This is a genomic window from Streptomyces sp. NPDC054842 (genome assembly GCF_053611025.1).
Genome location: NZ_JBSGZN010000031.1, coordinates 70,225 through 85,559, shown reverse-complemented (window position 1 = coordinate 85,559; position 15,335 = coordinate 70,225). Strand labels below are relative to the sequence as shown.

General features: G+C 72.2%; 16 protein-coding genes, 1 pseudogene and 2 riboswitches. Of the genes and pseudogenes, 10 read left to right on the top strand and 7 right to left on the bottom strand.

The window, feature by feature from the left end; all coding sequences use genetic code 11:
• The first annotated feature begins 17 nt into the window (after positions 1 to 17).
• The 5 genes from ACWGIS_RS23780 (at position 18) to ACWGIS_RS23760 (ending at position 4,604) form a co-directional block, all read left to right on the top strand.
• A complete protein-coding gene (locus ACWGIS_RS23780) occupies positions 18 to 785 on the top strand; it encodes an enoyl-CoA hydratase/isomerase family protein (RefSeq protein WP_453364478.1) in 768 nt (255 codons plus the stop codon).
• A 286-nt stretch (positions 786 to 1,071) separates the two neighbouring features.
• Positions 1,072 to 1,575 (top strand): ATP-binding protein, encoded by a 504-nt coding sequence (locus ACWGIS_RS23775; protein ID WP_453364477.1) that lies wholly within the window; start codon positions 1,072 to 1,074, stop codon positions 1,573 to 1,575.
• 339 nt (positions 1,576 to 1,914) lie between these two features.
• Positions 1,915 to 2,715 (top strand): polysaccharide deacetylase family protein, encoded by an 801-nt coding sequence (locus ACWGIS_RS23770; RefSeq protein ID WP_453364476.1) that lies wholly within the window; start codon positions 1,915 to 1,917, stop codon positions 2,713 to 2,715.
• A complete protein-coding gene (locus ACWGIS_RS23765) occupies positions 2,715 to 3,896 on the top strand; it encodes a YVTN family beta-propeller repeat protein (protein WP_453364475.1) in 1,182 nt (393 codons plus the stop codon). The genes ACWGIS_RS23770 and ACWGIS_RS23765 overlap by 1 nt, the downstream gene beginning before the upstream one ends.
• A gap of 102 nt (positions 3,897 to 3,998) precedes the next feature.
• Entirely contained in the window at positions 3,999 to 4,604 is a 606-nt protein-coding gene (locus tag ACWGIS_RS23760; protein ID WP_453364474.1) for an ADP-ribosyltransferase, read from the top strand.
• Positions 4,605 to 4,626: 22 nt separating this feature from the next.
• Here ACWGIS_RS23760 and ACWGIS_RS23755 read toward each other — a convergent pair whose 3' ends face one another.
• The gene (locus tag ACWGIS_RS23755) at positions 4,627 to 5,265 is read right to left on the bottom strand and encodes a GNAT family N-acetyltransferase (RefSeq protein ID WP_453364473.1); all 639 of its coding nucleotides are present in this window, start codon (positions 5,263 to 5,265) and stop codon (positions 4,627 to 4,629) included.
• Between the two features lie 194 nt (positions 5,266 to 5,459).
• Between ACWGIS_RS23755 and ACWGIS_RS23750 the strand changes: the two genes are divergently transcribed.
• Positions 5,460 to 5,672 (top strand): EF-hand domain-containing protein, encoded by a 213-nt coding sequence (locus ACWGIS_RS23750; RefSeq protein ID WP_453364472.1) that lies wholly within the window; start codon positions 5,460 to 5,462, stop codon positions 5,670 to 5,672.
• 206 nt (positions 5,673 to 5,878) lie between these two features.
• Positions 5,879 to 6,580, top strand: a pseudogene (locus ACWGIS_RS23745) (NADPH-dependent F420 reductase); the annotation flags it as partial.
• A 4-nt stretch (positions 6,581 to 6,584) separates the two neighbouring features.
• Here the strand turns inward: ACWGIS_RS23745 and ACWGIS_RS23740 are convergent.
• From ACWGIS_RS23740 to gcvT, 6 genes are all read right to left on the bottom strand, one after another.
• A complete protein-coding gene (locus ACWGIS_RS23740; RefSeq protein WP_453364471.1) occupies positions 6,585 to 7,124 on the bottom strand; it encodes an MOSC domain-containing protein in 540 nt (179 codons plus the stop codon).
• 10 nt (positions 7,125 to 7,134) lie between these two features.
• Complete coding sequence (locus tag ACWGIS_RS23735) at positions 7,135 to 7,689, bottom strand: glycoside hydrolase family 25 protein (RefSeq protein ID WP_453364470.1); 555 nt, start codon at positions 7,687 to 7,689, stop codon at positions 7,135 to 7,137.
• Positions 7,690 to 7,804: 115 nt separating this feature from the next.
• Positions 7,805 to 9,172, bottom strand: a complete 1,368-nt coding sequence (locus tag ACWGIS_RS23730) for an L-serine ammonia-lyase (RefSeq protein ID WP_453364469.1) — start codon at positions 9,170 to 9,172, stop codon at positions 7,805 to 7,807.
• Positions 9,173 to 9,337: 165 nt separating this feature from the next.
• On the bottom strand, positions 9,338 to 10,600 hold the full coding sequence (glyA, locus tag ACWGIS_RS23725; protein ID WP_453364468.1) for a serine hydroxymethyltransferase: 1,263 nt from the start codon (positions 10,598 to 10,600) through the stop codon (positions 9,338 to 9,340).
• Positions 10,601 to 10,613: 13 nt separating this feature from the next.
• On the bottom strand, positions 10,614 to 10,991 hold the full coding sequence (gcvH, locus tag ACWGIS_RS23720; protein WP_453364467.1) for a glycine cleavage system protein GcvH: 378 nt from the start codon (positions 10,989 to 10,991) through the stop codon (positions 10,614 to 10,616).
• 136 nt (positions 10,992 to 11,127) lie between these two features.
• Complete coding sequence (gene gcvT, locus ACWGIS_RS23715) at positions 11,128 to 12,246, bottom strand: glycine cleavage system aminomethyltransferase GcvT (protein ID WP_453364466.1); 1,119 nt, start codon at positions 12,244 to 12,246, stop codon at positions 11,128 to 11,130.
• A 34-nt stretch (positions 12,247 to 12,280) separates the two neighbouring features.
• A riboswitch (glycine riboswitch) is annotated at positions 12,281 to 12,393 on the bottom strand.
• Positions 12,394 to 12,492: riboswitch (glycine riboswitch) on the bottom strand.
• Positions 12,493 to 12,689: 197 nt separating this feature from the next.
• Here gcvT and ACWGIS_RS23710 point away from each other — a divergent pair.
• The 3 genes from ACWGIS_RS23710 (at position 12,690) to ACWGIS_RS23700 (ending at position 15,200) form a co-directional block, all read left to right on the top strand.
• Positions 12,690 to 13,358 carry an AAA family ATPase gene (locus ACWGIS_RS23710; RefSeq protein WP_453364465.1) on the top strand — a complete coding sequence of 223 codons (669 nt, stop codon included), beginning with the start codon at positions 12,690 to 12,692 and terminating at the stop codon, positions 13,356 to 13,358.
• A gap of 66 nt (positions 13,359 to 13,424) precedes the next feature.
• Positions 13,425 to 14,198 carry an enhanced serine sensitivity protein SseB gene (locus ACWGIS_RS23705; protein ID WP_453364464.1) on the top strand — a complete coding sequence of 258 codons (774 nt, stop codon included), beginning with the start codon at positions 13,425 to 13,427 and terminating at the stop codon, positions 14,196 to 14,198.
• Positions 14,199 to 14,402: 204 nt separating this feature from the next.
• Positions 14,403 to 15,200: an enhanced serine sensitivity protein SseB C-terminal domain-containing protein gene (locus ACWGIS_RS23700; protein ID WP_453364463.1), complete on the top strand. Its 798-nt coding sequence runs from the start codon at positions 14,403 to 14,405 to the stop codon at positions 15,198 to 15,200.
• Positions 15,201 to 15,335 lie beyond the last annotated feature (135 nt).

Below are 15,335 nucleotides of genomic sequence, written 5' to 3'. Positions count from 1 at the left end.
CCCACTAACCTGCTCCCATGACTGTGCATCTCGAAGTCGCCGAAGGCGTCGGCACCATCCGCCTCGACCGTCCGCCGATGAACGCGCTGGACGTCGCCACCCAGGACCGCCTCAGGGAACTCGCCGAGGAGGCCACGCGCCGCGCCGACGTGCGCGCGGTGGTGCTGTACGGCGGAGAGAGGGTGTTCGCCGCCGGCGCGGACATCAAGGAGATGCAGGCCATGGACCACGCGGCGATGGTCGCGCGCTCCCGGGGCCTGCAGGACTCCTTCACCGCCGTCGCCCGTATCCCCAAGCCGGTCGTCGCCGCGGTCACCGGCTACGCGCTCGGCGGGGGCTGCGAGTTGGCGCTCTGCGCCGACTACCGCATCGCCGCGGCCAACGCGAAGCTCGGCCAGCCGGAGATCCTGCTCGGCCTGATCCCCGGCGCCGGCGGCACCCAGCGTCTCTCCCGGCTGATCGGCCCCTCCCGGGCCAAGGACCTCATCTTCACGGGCCGGATGGTCAAGGCCGACGAGGCGCTCACGCTCGGGCTCGTCGACCGGGTCGTCCCCGCGGAGGAGGTGTACGCCCAGGCGCACGCGTGGGCCGCGAAGCTGGCGCAGGGACCCGCCATCGCGCTGCGGGCCGCCAAGGAGTCGATCGACGCGGGCCTGGAGACGGACCTGGAGACCGGACTGACCGTCGAACGGAACTGGTTCGCGGGGCTGTTCGCGACGGAGGACCGGGAGCGGGGCATGCGCAGCTTCGTGGACGAGGGTCCCGGCAAGGCGAAGTTCCTCTGATCCGGCAGCAGTTGCCGCCCCGAATCACTTGCAGTTGACGCGGTGTCTCACCCGGTGTCCCTCGTGAGGCTGGTTTATGCCCGCCTTAAGAGAACCTTAAGGGCAACTGAACGCGGGTTCCGGGGTCTTGCCGCGCTCCGGGGTCCCTTCGCAGGTGGGACGGGTCGCGGCCGGTCTTGAATTACCTGTGGCATATGCCGTTCGACTCCTGCGGAACGAGCGGTTCCGGGGGGCGTATTCCCTCGGAACCGCCCCGTAGGTCTCCCGGGGCGGCCATGATGGTGCCATGGCGGGGCTGGAGGGTGTGGAACAGCCGCGGCGGCACGCGAGTGCGACCGCGGCGCGCTGGTCGCCAGCGGTGGAGGACGAACGGGCGCTGAAGGCGCTGGAGTTGTTCGGCAATCCGACGGAGGGTGAGGTGGTCCTGCCGTCCCGCCCCGAATCGGCCGCGAGCGCGCGACGGCTCGCCCAGGTGGTGGTGCTGCGCCAGTGGGGGCTCTCGCCGAAGATGACCGAGGACGCGGTTTTACTGGTCTCCGAGCTCGTCGGCAACGCCGTACGGCACACCGGCGCCCGGGTGTTCGGCCTCCGCATGCGCCACCGCCGGGGCTGGATCCGCGTCGAGGTGCGTGACCCCTCCCGCGGACTGCCCTGTCTGATGCCGGTCCAGGAGATGGACCTCAGCGGGCGCGGACTCTTCCTCGTCGACAAGCTCTCCGACCGCTGGGGCGTCGATCTGCTGCCCCGCGGCAAGACGACGTGGTTCGAGATGCGGGTCGCTGACCGCTGAGGCGGGGGCGCGGCCCTCGTACCCCGGTTCAGTGGACGGGGTCGTCTTGGCAGCGTGACGTGATCGCGGGTGCTGCCCTCGCCGGTCGCCGGTGTGGACGTCACGGGGCTCCGCCCCGGGCCCCGCTCCTCAAGCGCCGGAGGGGCTGAATCTTTCGCGCCGCTTTCCCGGTCGTGCGCGCTCGCTCGTGCCGACGTCACGGGGCTCCGCCCCGGGCCCCGCTCCTCAAGCGCCGGAGGGGCTGATTCAGCGGACCGGTACCGCCCCCGTCGCGACCCGCGGCAGTCGTTCAACACGTCAATATGCCTATTCAGGGGCGTTTCGCCCTTAAATGGTGCGGTGACCACGACCGACCGCCGTTCGGCGCTGCGCGCGGGTGCCGGGCTCGCCGCAGCCGGGGCCCTCGCCGCCGCGTGCTCCCCGGGCGGGGCCGCCGCCCAGCAGGCCCGCACGCCCGGCACCCCGGACACGCCCGCCGCGTCCGGCGCCCCGCACCCCCGGAGCAGGCGCCCGGCGCCCGCGCCCCGGCACTTCCCGGGGCAGCCCGTCCAGATCGAGCACGGCCCCCGCACCCGGCCCCGGGTCGCCCTCACCTTCCACGGGCAGGGGGATCCGGCGATCGCCCGCGCCCTCCTGGACGAGGCCGAGCGCCGGGGTGCCCGGGTCACCGTGCTCGCCGTCGGGACCTGGCTCGACGAGCACCCCGAGCTGGCCCGCCGCATCCTCGACGGCGGCCACGACCTCGGCAACCACACCCAGCGCCACCTCGACATCAACGCGATGTCCGAGGCGGACGCGTACGCCGAGATCCGGGGCTGCGCCGACCGGCTGCGCCGGCTGACCGGCTCACCCGGCACCTGGTTCCGCTCCTCGCGCAGCCCGCACGCCTCGCCCCTCGTGGAGCGGGTGGCCCGCCGCGCCGGATACCCCCACGTCCTCTCGTACGACGTCGACTCGCTCGACTTCACCTCGCCGGGCGCCACGGCCGTGACCCGCAAGGTCATGGGCGAGGTGCGCGCCGGATCGGTGGTGAGCCTGCACTTCGGGTACGCGGACACGGTCGCCGCGCTCCCGGCCGTCCTGGAAGAACTCGACCGCCGCGGACTGCGCGCGGTGACCACCACGGAGCTGCTGAGCTGATGCACCGCAACCGGAGACTCACCCAGCGCGCCCTGATCGCGGGCGCCGTTCTCACCGCCCTCGCCGGCTGTTCGAGCGCGGACGGGAACCACGCCGACGAGGCCCTCGGCACCGAGGCGCCCGTCGAGCGGGCCCGGCCGGAGCCGGCCCGGGGACTGCCCGGGATGCCGCCCGTCCTGGACCCGAAGGACGTCTACGCGGCGGACCGTCCCGGCAAGCTCTCGCCGGTGGTCAAGGACTTCCCGTCCCGCGTCTACGTCCCGAACACCAACTCCGACACCGTCTCGGTCATCGACCCGGCCACGTACGAGGTCATCGAGACGATCCCGGTCGGCTCCCAGCCGCAGCACGTCGTCCCGTCCTGGGACATGAAGACGCTGTGGGTCAACAACGACAAGGGCAACACCCTCACCCCGATCGACCCGAAGACCGGCCGGGCGGGCAAGCCCGTCGACGTGCACGACCCGTACAACCTCTACTTCACGCCGCACGGCAAGTACGCGATCGTGATGGCCTCGCTCGACCGCGAACTGGTCTTCCGGGACGCGCACACCATGAAGCGGGTGAAGACGGAGCCGGTCAGCTGCTACGGCGTCAACCACGCCGACTTCTCGCCGGACGGCCGCTACTTCATCGTCTCCTGCGAGTTCAGCGGCGAACTGCTGAAGGTCGACACCGAGAAGATGAAGGTCGTCGCCCAGCAGAAGCTGCCGTTCGACGGCGCCATGCCGCAGGACGTGAAGATCTCCCCGGACGGCAAGAGGTTCTACATCGCCGACATGATGGCCCACGGCATGTGGGTGCTGGACGGCGACAAGTTCACCGAGCCGACCCTGCTGCCCACCGGCAAGGGCTGCCACGGCCTCTACGTCAGCCGCGACTCGCGCGAGATGTACATCTCCAACCGGGGCGAGGGCACCGTCTCCGTGTTCGACTTCGCCCAGGACCGGCTGACCAAGAAGTGGCACCTGCCCGACGGCGGCAGCCCCGACATGGGCGGTGTCTCCGCCGACGGCAAGGTGCTCTGGCTGTCCGGGCGCTACGACAACGAGGTGTACGCCATCGACACCCGTACCGGCGCCCAGCTCGCCCGCATCAAGGTCGGCGGCGGACCGCACGGACTCGCGGTGTACCCGCAGCCCGGCCGCTACTCGCTCGGTCACACGGGCATCTTCCGCTGACCCCGGACCGGCCCGTGCCCGCGTCGACCCGGTGACGCTGACACGCCGCCGCAGGAGTGAGGGTCCCCGGCCCGCCGCCGCCCAGCCGAGATCGTGCACCGCATGATCACCACTCGCCTGCGGCGACGGGCCGCCGCCCTCGCCCTGTCCCTCGCGGCCGTCCTCGCCACCTCCGCCGCGACGGCTCCCGCGTCCCCGGTCACCTCGCCCACCCGGGCCGCCGCCCCCGCCTGCCCCCAGTTCTACGATCCGCTCACGGCCGCGGCCGACCGGCGCGTGGACGTCGGCCGCATCACCCCGGAGCCGGTCTGGCGCACGACCTGCGGCACCCTCTACCGCAGCGACGGCCGCGGCCCCTCCACCGTCTTCGAGCAGGGCTTCCACCCCAAGGACACCGTCGGCGGGCAGTACGACATCGAGCAGTACGTCCTGGTCAACCAGCCCTCCCCGTACGTCTCGACGAGCTACGACCACGACCTCTACAAGACGTGGAAGAGCGCCTACAACTACTACGTCGACGCCCCCGGCGGCATCGACGTCAACAAGACCATCGGGACCACCCACCGGTGGGCCGACCAGGTCGAGGTGGCGTTCCCGGGCGGCATCGCGCGGCAGTACATCGTCGGCGTCTGCCCGGTCGACAAGAAGACCAGGACCGAGATCATGAGCGACTGCGAGAGCAACCCGTACTACGAGCCCTGGCACTGAGACGACGGCTCCCGGCGGGCCGTCACCGGCGGGCGAACAGGGCCTCCGCCCCGACCGGACGGTAGCCCGCCGCCTGGAACGCCCGCACACTGCGGGCGTTCCCCGCCGCCTGCTGGGCCCACACCGGTTCGCCGCCGGCCAGGTGCCGGGCCGCCACCGCGAGCGCCCGGCCGAGTCCCCGGCGCCGGGCGGACTCCGTCACCTCGACCGCGGCCTCCAGCCGCCCGGCGACCCCGCGCCCCAGGACGAGCACGCCGCCGTCCGCCGCCCACACCCGCACGTCGTCCCGCCGCTCGCGCGCCCGGGCGACCCGGGGATGACCGGGGTCGTCGATCTCCGTCAGCACCGTCGGCGGCCGTCCGGGCAGCGGCGCCGCGACCGTCAGCAGGTCGACGGTGTCCGTGGACCGTCCCGTGCGGTCCATGAACGCGGCGAGGAAACGCGGGTTCATCGTCGCGGCCAGCGGATCGCAGTCCAGGGAGCGCAGCGTCGCGCGCACCCACGCCGGGTCCTCGTCGGTGAACACCACGGAGTGCGCCGTGAAGGCGAGGACGCCCGCGTCACGGGCGCTGGGCTGCGGTACGACGGTGGTGGAGCCGTCGGCGGGCGGGAAGACCCCGCGGGCCGCCGCGTCCAGGACGTCCCGCAGCGTGCCGGCCATGGCGCCGCCCCTCTTCTCGCTCCGGATGCCCCGGACGCCGGAACGCCCGGCGCCACCCCATGATCGGCCACCGCGCCGCCGGCCCCGGGACCGGCCCCGGTGGGCGCCCGCCGGCCCGCGCGGCCGGACCGTTAATCTGACCTCCGTCAACAGGGCCGCAGGGCCCGCGCAAGCACCAAGAAGGGGCGGATCCGGTGGCGGACATCGAGGAAGCACGCAAGGCGTTCGAGCGGATCGACGCGGACGGCGACGGGTACGTCACGGCCGCCGAGTTCAAGAGCGCTCTCGCCCAGGGCGGGGACTGGAACGTCACCGAGTCGGTCGCGGAGGCCCTGATCGCCTCCCGTGACATCGACGGGGACAAGCTCCTCTCGTTCGACGAGTTCTGGGCCCACCTGAACAAGTGAGCCGGCCGGACGAGGGGCGCCGCCGCGGTACGGGGGCGCCCCTCCGTCATGCCCGCGGGGAGCGGGGAACGGGACCGGCGTACGCACGCGTCGGCCCGCGCCCGGTACCGCGCCGGGGCGGCCCCCGCACCCGCCGGCGCCGTCCGGCCGGCGTCACCCGGATGCCCGTACCCCCGGAATAGCCCGCCGCGTCCGGAGGTTGGTGGTCCGCGTCAGCAGGCACCCGGTATCCGGAAGGGCATGTCATGAAGATCGGCGTCATCGGAGCGGGCAACATCGGCGGCAACCTCACGAGGCGGCTCACCGCACTCGGCCACGAGGTCTCCGTCGCGAACTCGCGCGGCCCGCACACCCTCACCCAGCTCGCCGAGGAGACCGGGGCGACGCCCGTACCGGTCGAGGAGGCGGCGCGCGGCGCGGAGGTCGTCGTCGTCACGATCCCGCTGAAGGCGGTGCCGGACCTGCCGTCCGGGGTCCTCGACGGGGCGGCGGAGGGCGTCGCCGTGATCGACACCGGCAACTACTACCCGCAGCAGCGCGACGGCCGGATCGCCGCGATCGAGGACGACGGCCTGACCGAGAGCCGCTGGACCGCCGAGCGGCTCGGGCACCCCGTGGTCAAGGCGTTCAACGGCACGTTCGCGCAGGACATCCTGGACCGCGGCCGCCCGGCCGGCGACCCCGAGCGGATCGCCCTGCCGGTGGCCGGCGACGACGAGGCCGCGAAGCGGGTCGTGCGCGGCCTCATCGACGAACTCGGCTTCGACACCGTCGACGCGGGCGGCCTCGACGACTCCTGGCGCCAGCAACCGGGCACCCCGGTCTACGGACTGCGGGCGGGCGTCGACGGGGTGACGAAGGCCCTCGCGGAGGCACCCGCGGAGCGCCCGGCCGACTTCCGCGGCTGAGCCGTCAGACGATCCGCAGCGGGCGGTGCGGCCCGTCCGGCAGCTCGACCACGATCGGGTCCCCGGGCCGCACCACACCTCCGGCGCGCACGACGCTCATGACGCCGGTCAGGGGACGGGGCGTGCCGTCCCCGTCCCGCCCGACCACCTGCTTGAGCAGGCCCTTCCGGAGGCCGTCGATCTGCGCGCAGGGGTTGCGCAGCCCGGTGATCTCGACCACGGCCTCGCCGCCGAGCCGCAGCAGCGCCCCGGTGGGGAGGTTCAGCAGGTCGATCCCGCGGGTGGTGACGTTCTCGCCGAGCCGGCCCGCGGTGACGGAGAAGCCCGCCTCGCGGAGGTCGTCGAACAGCTCCTCGTGGATGAGGTGCACCTGCCGCAGATTCGGCCGCGAGGGGTCCTTGCGCATGTGGAAGCGGTGCTTGACGGTCACGCCCGCGTGCACGTCCCCCTCGACCCCGAGCCCGTCGAGCAGCGTGATCGCGTCCCGGTTCGGCTTGGTGAACGCATACGTCCCGTTGCGGCTGACCGCGGTCACTTTCCCCATGCGGCGAAGCCTACGGGTTCGCCCATTCGCGCAGTTCGGCGGCGTCGGTGAAGGCCGCCACGTCCCGGTCCAGGGGGTCGTCGGTGTACTGGTGGAACGTCCAGTCGGCCTGGATCCGCGGCCTGCCCGCGCTCACGTAGTCCGCGATCCACAGACCGTCGCCCGCGTACGAGGTGGTGTCGATGTTCAGCCAGAAGTTGCGGTTGCAGTACAGGACGACCCGGTGGCGGGGGCGCAGCTCCTTGAGCCTGCGCAGGAAGCGGTCCTTCTCGGCGTTGCCCGCGTGCGTGCCCTCGCCGGTGGTCTCCCAGTCGACGGCGAGGATGTCGCCCGCCTTCTCCGGGGCCTTGGCGAGGAAGTACTCGGCCTGGGCGGTGAGGTTGCCCGGCCACAGGAAGTGGTAGAGCCCGACGACGCAGCCGGCGTCACGGGCCCTCTTCACCTGCGCGTTGAGCTTCGGGTTGACGTACGAGCGGCCCTCCGTCGCCTTGACGAAGACGAAGGAGAGACCGTCGGTGGAGAAGGACGACGACTGGTAGGCGCTGACGTCGATGCCGCGCAGCATGGCGACTCCTGGTGCCGTGGGGAGGGCGGGGAAGTGGGGGAGCGGCGAGAAACGCCAACTACCTTGCCTTTTCCCTCACTTCGCTGTGCCCACCCCTGTACGCACGGAAGGGGCCTCAGCACTCGATGATGTTCACCGCGAGTCCGCCGCGCGCGGTCTCCTTGTACTTGACGGACATGTCCGCGCCGGTCTCCTTCATGGTCTTGATGACCTTGTCGAGGGACACCTTGTGGGAGCCGTCGCCGCGCATGGCCATCTTCGCCGCGGTCACGGCCTTGACCGCCGCCATGCCGTTGCGCTCGATGCACGGGATCTGGACCAGGCCGCCGACCGGGTCGCAGGTCAGGCCCAGGTTGTGCTCCATGCCGATCTCGGCGGCGTTCTCGACCTGCTCGGGGCTGCCGCCGAGGACCTCGGCGAGCGCGCCCGCGGCCATCGAGCAGGCGGAGCCGACCTCGCCCTGGCAGCCGACCTCGGCGCCGGAGATGGAGGCGTTCTCCTTGAACAGCATGCCGATGGCGCCCGCCGCGAGCAGGAAGCGCACGACGCCCTCCTCGTCGGCGCCCGGCACGAAGTTGACGTAGTAGTGCAGGACGGCCGGGATGATGCCGGCGGCGCCGTTGGTGGGGGCGGTGACCACGCGTCCGCCCGCGGCGTTCTCCTCGTTCACGGCCATCGCGTAGAGGGTGATCCACTCCATGGCGTGGGCCAGCGGGTCGCCGTCCGCGCGCAGCTGGCGGGCCGTGACGGCGGCCCGGCGGCGCACCTTGAGGCCGCCCGGCAGGATGCCCTCACGGGACATGCCGCGCGCCACGCACGCCTGCATCACCCGCCAGATCTCCAGGAGGCCCTCGCGGATCTCCTCCTCGGTGCGCCAGGCCCGCTCGTTCTCCAGCATCAGCGCGGAGATCGACAGGCCGGTCTCCTTCGTCAGGCGCAGCAGCTCGTCGCCCGTGCGGAAGGGGTACTTCAGGACCGTGTCGTCCAGCTTGATCCGGTCCTCGCCCACCGCGTCCTCGTCGACGACGAAGCCGCCGCCGACCGAGTAGTAGGTCTTCGACAGCAGCTCCTCGCCGTCGGCGCCGAACGCCCACAGCGTCATGCCGTTGGCGTGGTACGGCAGGGCCTTGCGGCGGTGCAGGACCAGGTCGTCGTCGAAGGAGAAGGCGATCTCGTGCTCGCCCAGCAGGGCGAGCCGGCCGCCGGTGCGGATCGCGTCGACCCGGGCGTCGGCGCCCTCGACGTCGACCGTCCGCGGGGACGCGCCCTCCAGACCGAGCAGGACCGCCTTGGGGGTGCCGTGGCCGTGGCCGGTCGCGCCCAGGGAGCCGTACAGCTCGGCGCGTATCGCGACGGTCGGGGTCAGCAGGTCCTCGTTGCGCAGCCGCCGGGCGAACATGCGGGCCGCGCGCATCGGGCCCACGGTGTGGGAGCTGGACGGGCCGATGCCGATCGAGAACAGGTCGAAGACCGAGATGGCCACGGGGAACTCCTCAGGGTTTCGGCGGACGCCGTTGTCAGCCGGTGGTGCGGGGCGGTGCATGCGGCGGGGCACCGCGCTCGGTTTCCAGTGTGCGCGGTGCCCCGGACGTTCGTACGAGAGAAGACGCTGTCATGAAAAGACGCGTACGGCAAAAAAGCGTACGAACTACTTCAGGCCGGGGTACAGCGGGTGCTTGTCGGCCAGAGCGGACACCCGGGCCTTGAGCGACTCCGCGTCGTACGAGGGCTTGAGCGCCTCGGCGATGATGTCCGCGACCTCGGTGAAGTCCTCGGTCCCGAAGCCGCGGGTGGCGAGGGCGGGCGTGCCGATCCGCAGGCCCGAGGTCACCATGGGCGGGCGCGGGTCGTTCGGGACGGCGTTGCGGTTGACCGTGATGCCGACCTCGTGGAGACGGTCCTCGGCCTGCTGTCCGTCCAGCTCGCTGGCGCGCAGGTCGACCAGGACGAGGTGCACGTCCGTGCCGCCGGACAGGACGTCGACGCCGACGGCCTTGACGTCGTCCTGGACCAGGCGCTCGGCCAGGATCCGGGCGCCGTCCAGGGTGCGCTGCTGGCGCTCCTTGAAGTCCTCCGTGGCGGCCACCTTGAACGAGACGGCCTTGGCGGCGATCACGTGCTCCAGCGGTCCGCCCTGCTGACCGGGGAAGACGGCGGAGTTGATCTTCTTCGCCAGCTCGGCCGTGGAGAGGATCACGCCACCGCGGGGGCCGCCCAGCGTCTTGTGCGTGGTGGTCGTGACGACGTGGGCGTGCGGCACCGGGTTCGGGTGCAGGCCCGCCGCCACCAGTCCGGCGAAGTGCGCCATGTCGACCATCAGGTAAGCGCCGACCTCGTCCGCGATCCGGCGGAACGCGGCGAAGTCCAGCTGACGCGGGTACGCGGACCAGCCGGCCACGATCAGCTTCGGCTTCGACTCCTTGGCCAGCTTCTCGACCTCGGCCATGTCGACCTCGCCGGTGGCGTCGTCGACGTGGTAGGCGACCACGTTGTAGAGCTTGCCGGAGAAGTTGATCTTCATGCCGTGGGTCAGGTGCCCGCCGTGCGCGAGGTTCAGACCCATGATCGTGTCGCCCGGCTTGAGCAGCGCGAACATCGCGGCGGCGTTGGCCTGGGCACCGGAGTGCGGCTGGACGTTGGCGTGCTCGGCGCCGAAGAGCGCCTTCACACGGTCGATGGCGATCTGCTCGACCACGTCGACGTGCTCGCAGCCGCCGTAGTAGCGCCGGCCCGGGTAACCCTCGGCGTACTTGTTGGTGAGGACCGAGCCCTGGGCCTCCATGACCGCGACCGGAGCGAAGTTCTCCGAGGCGATCATCTCCAGGGTGGACTGCTGGCGGTGCAGCTCGGCGTCGACGGCGGCGGCGACGTCCGGGTCGAGTTCGTGAAGGGGCGTGTTCAGAAGCGACATCAGTCGGAAGTCCTTAGCCTGCGGTGAATTCGGTGTACTCGTCCGCGGAGAGCAGGTCGGCCGGCTCGTCCGTGACGCGCACCTTGAACAGCCAGCCGCCCTCGAAGGGGGCGGAGTTCACCAGGGACGGGTCGTCCACGACGTCCTGGTTGGTCTCGGTGATCTCGCCGGTGACCGGGGCGTAGAGGTCGCTGACCGACTTGGTCGACTCCAGCTCGCCGCAGGTCTCACCCGCGGTCACGGTGTCACCGACCTCCGGGAGCTGGACGAACACGACATCGCCGAGCGCGTTGGCCGCGTGCTCCGTGATGCCGACCGTCGAGACGCCGTCCTCGGCGCCCGACAGCCACTCGTGCTCCTTGCTGTAACGCAGCTGCTGGGGGTTGCTCATGGCCTGAATTCTCCTGTACGCGGGGGACTGCTGACGCAGCGGGGACGTGGATGAGCCGGGCGGACGTGCCCGGAGGTGTCCGGCGCCGTGACGGGGCGCCGGGGCCGGGATCAGCGGGGCGGCCCGGGGGCCAGTGTCACTTCTGGCGCTTGTAGAACGGCAGCGCCACGACCTCGTACGGTTCGTGGCTGCCCCGGATGTCGACCCCCACACCGGCGGTGCCGGGGGCGGCGTGCGCGGCGTCGACGTACGCCATCGCGATCGGCTTGCCGAGCGTGGGGGAGGGGGCACCGGAGGTGACCTCGCCGATCACCTCGCCGCCGGCGACGACGGAGTAGCCGGCGCGCGGCACCCGGCGGCCCTCGGCGACGAGCCCGACGAGCACGCGCGGCGGGTTGTCCGCGGCGCGGGAGGCCGCCTCGGTGAGCGCCTCGCGGCCGACGAAGTCGCCCTCCTTCTCGAACTTCACGACGCGCCCGAGCCCGGCGTCGAAGGGGGTGAGCGACGTCGTCAGCTCGTGCCCGTACAGCGGCATGCCCGCTTCCAGGCGCAGCGTGTCGCGGCAGGAGAGGCCGCAGGGGACGAGCCCCGCCGGGGCGCCCGCCTCGGTCAGCGCCTGCCACAGCTTCTCGGCGTCGGCCGGCGCCACGAACAGCTCGAAGCCGTCCTCGCCGGTGTAGCCGGTGCGCGCGATCAGCGCCGGGACGCCCGCGACGGTGCCCGGCAGACCCGCGTAGTACTTCAGGCCGTCGAGGTCGGCGTCGGTGAGCGACTTGAGGATCCCGGGGGACTCCGGGCCCTGCACGGCGATCAGCGCGTACGCGTCACGGTCGTCGCGCACCTCGGCGTCGAAACCGGCCACCCGCTCCGTCAGCGCGTCCAGCACCACCTGGGCGTTGGAGGCGTTCGCGACGACCATGTACTCCTGCTCCTGGAGCCGGTACACGATCAGGTCGTCGAGAATGCCGCCGTCCGCCCGGACGATCATGGTGTAGCGGGCGCGGCCGACACCGACCGAGCCGATGTTGCCGACGAGGGCGAAGTTCAGGAAGGCGGCGGCCTGCGGACCGGTGACCGTGATCTCGCCCATGTGGGAGAGGTCGAAGAGACCGGCCTTCGTGCGGACGGCGAGGTGCTCGTCGCGCTCGGAGCCGTAGCGCAGGGGCATGTCCCAGCCGGCGAAGTCGGTCATCGTCGCGCCCAGAGAGCGATGCAGGGCGTCGAGCGCGGTGTGACGGGGGGCGTTACTGCTCATCGGTGGGGCTCCCAAGGCATGACGGCGAGGTCGTTCCTCCCCATCTGTCATCGGAACCTGAGAGGTTCATCACGACCCGGCGAACCGGTGGTCCTGACTTGCACCTTGGGTGGAGCCACTGGTGAGCGGCCCGCTTTTCAGATGTGCCTCGCCCGCGCGGTAACGGGGCCTGAGAGATTCAAGGGAGGGACTTGCTCCTTCGGCGCCCGGGCAGGTGGTGCCCCGGGACTCTCCCGCGCGGATTCAAGCGGCCGGTATGCAGTTGGCGGGCACATCATTGCACGCATCCGTGAAACCCGGCAGGGGCGGCCCGTCCGGCCGCCCCCGGAAGACCTGTGACCGGTCTGTGGCAGGACGGGGACGGAAACGGGAGGCGCACCGCATTACCTTCTCTTTACACTCGACGGGGATGGGACTCCGGATCCAAGGGGAGGACGATCAGGGTGAACAGGACCACGGCGTACGCGACGAGTTCGGGCCTCGCACTGCCGGAAAAACCCGCAGTCCCGGCCCGGGAGGCGTGCGGGCCGCGGTCCGGGCCCGTCGTCCGCGACCTGCGCGAGCGCGCGGGACACAGCCCGCACGGGCTGTCCTTCGGCGCCACCGACCTGGTCGTGGTGACCGGTCTGCCCGGCAGCGGCAAGTCGACGCTGATGCGCCGGGCCGTGAGCGGCGCCCGCGTCGACTCCCAGGACACCCGCGACCGCTGGGACACCCGGCTCTCCCGCTTCCTGCCGTACACGCTCTACCGCCCCGTCGTCCGCGTCGCGCACTACGCCGGACTGCGCCGCGCGCTGCGCTCGGGAGCAGGCGTCGTCGTGCACGACTGCGGCACCCAGACCTGGGTGCGCCGCTGGCTCGCCCGCGAGGCCCGGCGCCGCGGCGGCACCCTGCACCTGCTGCTCCTGGACGTCCCGCCGGACGCCGCCCTGGACGGGCAGCGCGAGCGCGGCCGGGGGGTCTCGCGCTACGCCTTCCTGCGCCACCGCCGCGCCGCCGGCCGGCTGCTGCGCTCCGTCGAGAAGGGCGACCTGCCCGAGGGCTGCGGCTCGGCGGTCCTGATCGACCGGGCGGCGGCGGACGTGCTGCGCCGGATCGACTTCGGCGGCTGACCCCCGTACGCGCCCACCGGCTAGGGTTTCCAGCCGGAACAGCGGTTCACAGCAGGCGGTAGACAGATGGACTTCCCGGCACAGGCGCACCCGCACCCCCATCCGCACGGCGGATGGCCAGGCAACGAACTGGAGGAGGTGCTCTCCGCATCCCTCGGAGTCCCCGAGGCCGGTGCCCGGATCGTCGAGGTGCTCGGCCGCAGCTTCCTGTGGATCCCGCTGCCGAACGGCGGCGGCCCGCACAGCGGCCCCCTCGACCTCCCCACGATGGAGCTCGCGGGACAGGCGTACGTCCCGGTCTTCAGCTCGGAAGAGCAGTTCCGCCAGGTCGCCGGCGGGCACATGCCGTACACGATCGCGCCCGCCGTCGAGTTCGCGCGCGGCCTGCCCCCGCAGGTCGGCCTGGCCGTCAACCCCGACGGTGTGGTCGGCGTGCCGCTGCCGCCGCCCGCCGTCGCCGAACTGTGCCGCACCGGACGGACCCCGCTGGACGGTCCCGCCAGTGGTGGCCGGGTCCGGCTGTTCGAACCCGACTGGCAGGACGACCCGGTGGATTTCCTGTCCGCCGCCTCGACCGAGTTCGCGGCGACCGGCGTCGTGCTGACCGCCCGCCGCTGCCTGGCCAGCATCGAGGGCGGCGACCCGGTGATGTTCGTGGGCGTCGAGCTGTCCGACTGGGAGGGCCCCGCGCGCACCTACCCGCTGGACGCGCTCGGCCGGGCGCTCGGCCGGGTCCCGGTCGACCGGCCGGTGAACCTGGTCCTCCTCGACGTCGCCCAGGATCCGGTGGGCGAGTGGATGCGCGCCCAGGTGCGGCCCTTCTACCAGCGGGAGTACTGACCGGGCCGCCGCGGCCCGCGAACGGGCGCGGGACGCCACGCGAAACGGCGAAGCCGAGCGTCAAGTTCCTGTCAGGAACGCCGCTTAAGCTGGTTTCATGGCTCGGTCGAGGTGTTGACGTGCTCCCGGACGGGGAGGCCGTGCGAGCGCCCCGGGGGCAATGGGTGAGTTCATGATGATCTGTTCGCGAAGGGGCGGTTGAAGGTGAGCGCGTCGGGCACGGCCGCGGCCGGGCAGGTCGAGCACATGCTGCGCCAGGTGACGCCCGGGCGTTACGACGCCTACGAGGCGCTCCTCCGTGCGCTCGCGACCCCGTCGAACGGCCAGATCTGGATGCTGCTCTGGCACGGCCAGGCCGGCTCGCCGGACGCCCAGTACGGGAACATGGAGGTGGGCGGCTACGGCTACGCGCCCTGCGTGACCTCCGCCCAGGAACTGTCCGCCAGCGGCTGGAACCGGTCGTACGAGGTCGTGGACGGCCTCGACGTCGCCCGCACCCTCTACCCCGACCACTTCGGGCTCTGGCTCAACCCGCACGCCCCCGGCGGGGGCGTGGGCATCCCCTGGCTGGATCTGCGCCGGATCGCCACCGGCCTCGAACGCCAGCCCGCGGGACCGCTGCGGCTGTCCGAACCCGGCATCGAGATCCCGCAGTTCTACGCCCTCCTCACGCAGAACGCGCACCGCACGTCCGCCGTGCGGTCGCTGCGCCGCGCCTGGGTGCAGCCCGCGCTCGGGGCGCCGTACCTGGCCATCGGCCTCGACGTCTACGACACGTCACCGGCCGCCGTCGACTCGGTGCGGGCGATGATGCAGCAGTCCGTCGGCGCCGTCCCGGACGGGCTGCCCGTGTCCACCGTCGCGATGTCCGACGCCTACGACCCGGTCGCCCTGTGGCTGCGCGCGAACGCCCGGCCCTTCTACGACCGCGAGGCCCACGCGGCCCCCGCACCGGCCCCCGCGGCCGGCGGGTACGGCTACCCACAGCCACGGCCCTACTGACCCCGCGGACGCCGCGGAACCGCCGCCGCGCCCCGCTCCTCGGACCGGGACCCGGCGCTGACCAGCGCGCTCGAAAGCGGAAGTGCGGGATGTCCGTGTTGCGGACGAGGTGACAGGAAAGCGACCCCCGTGGTC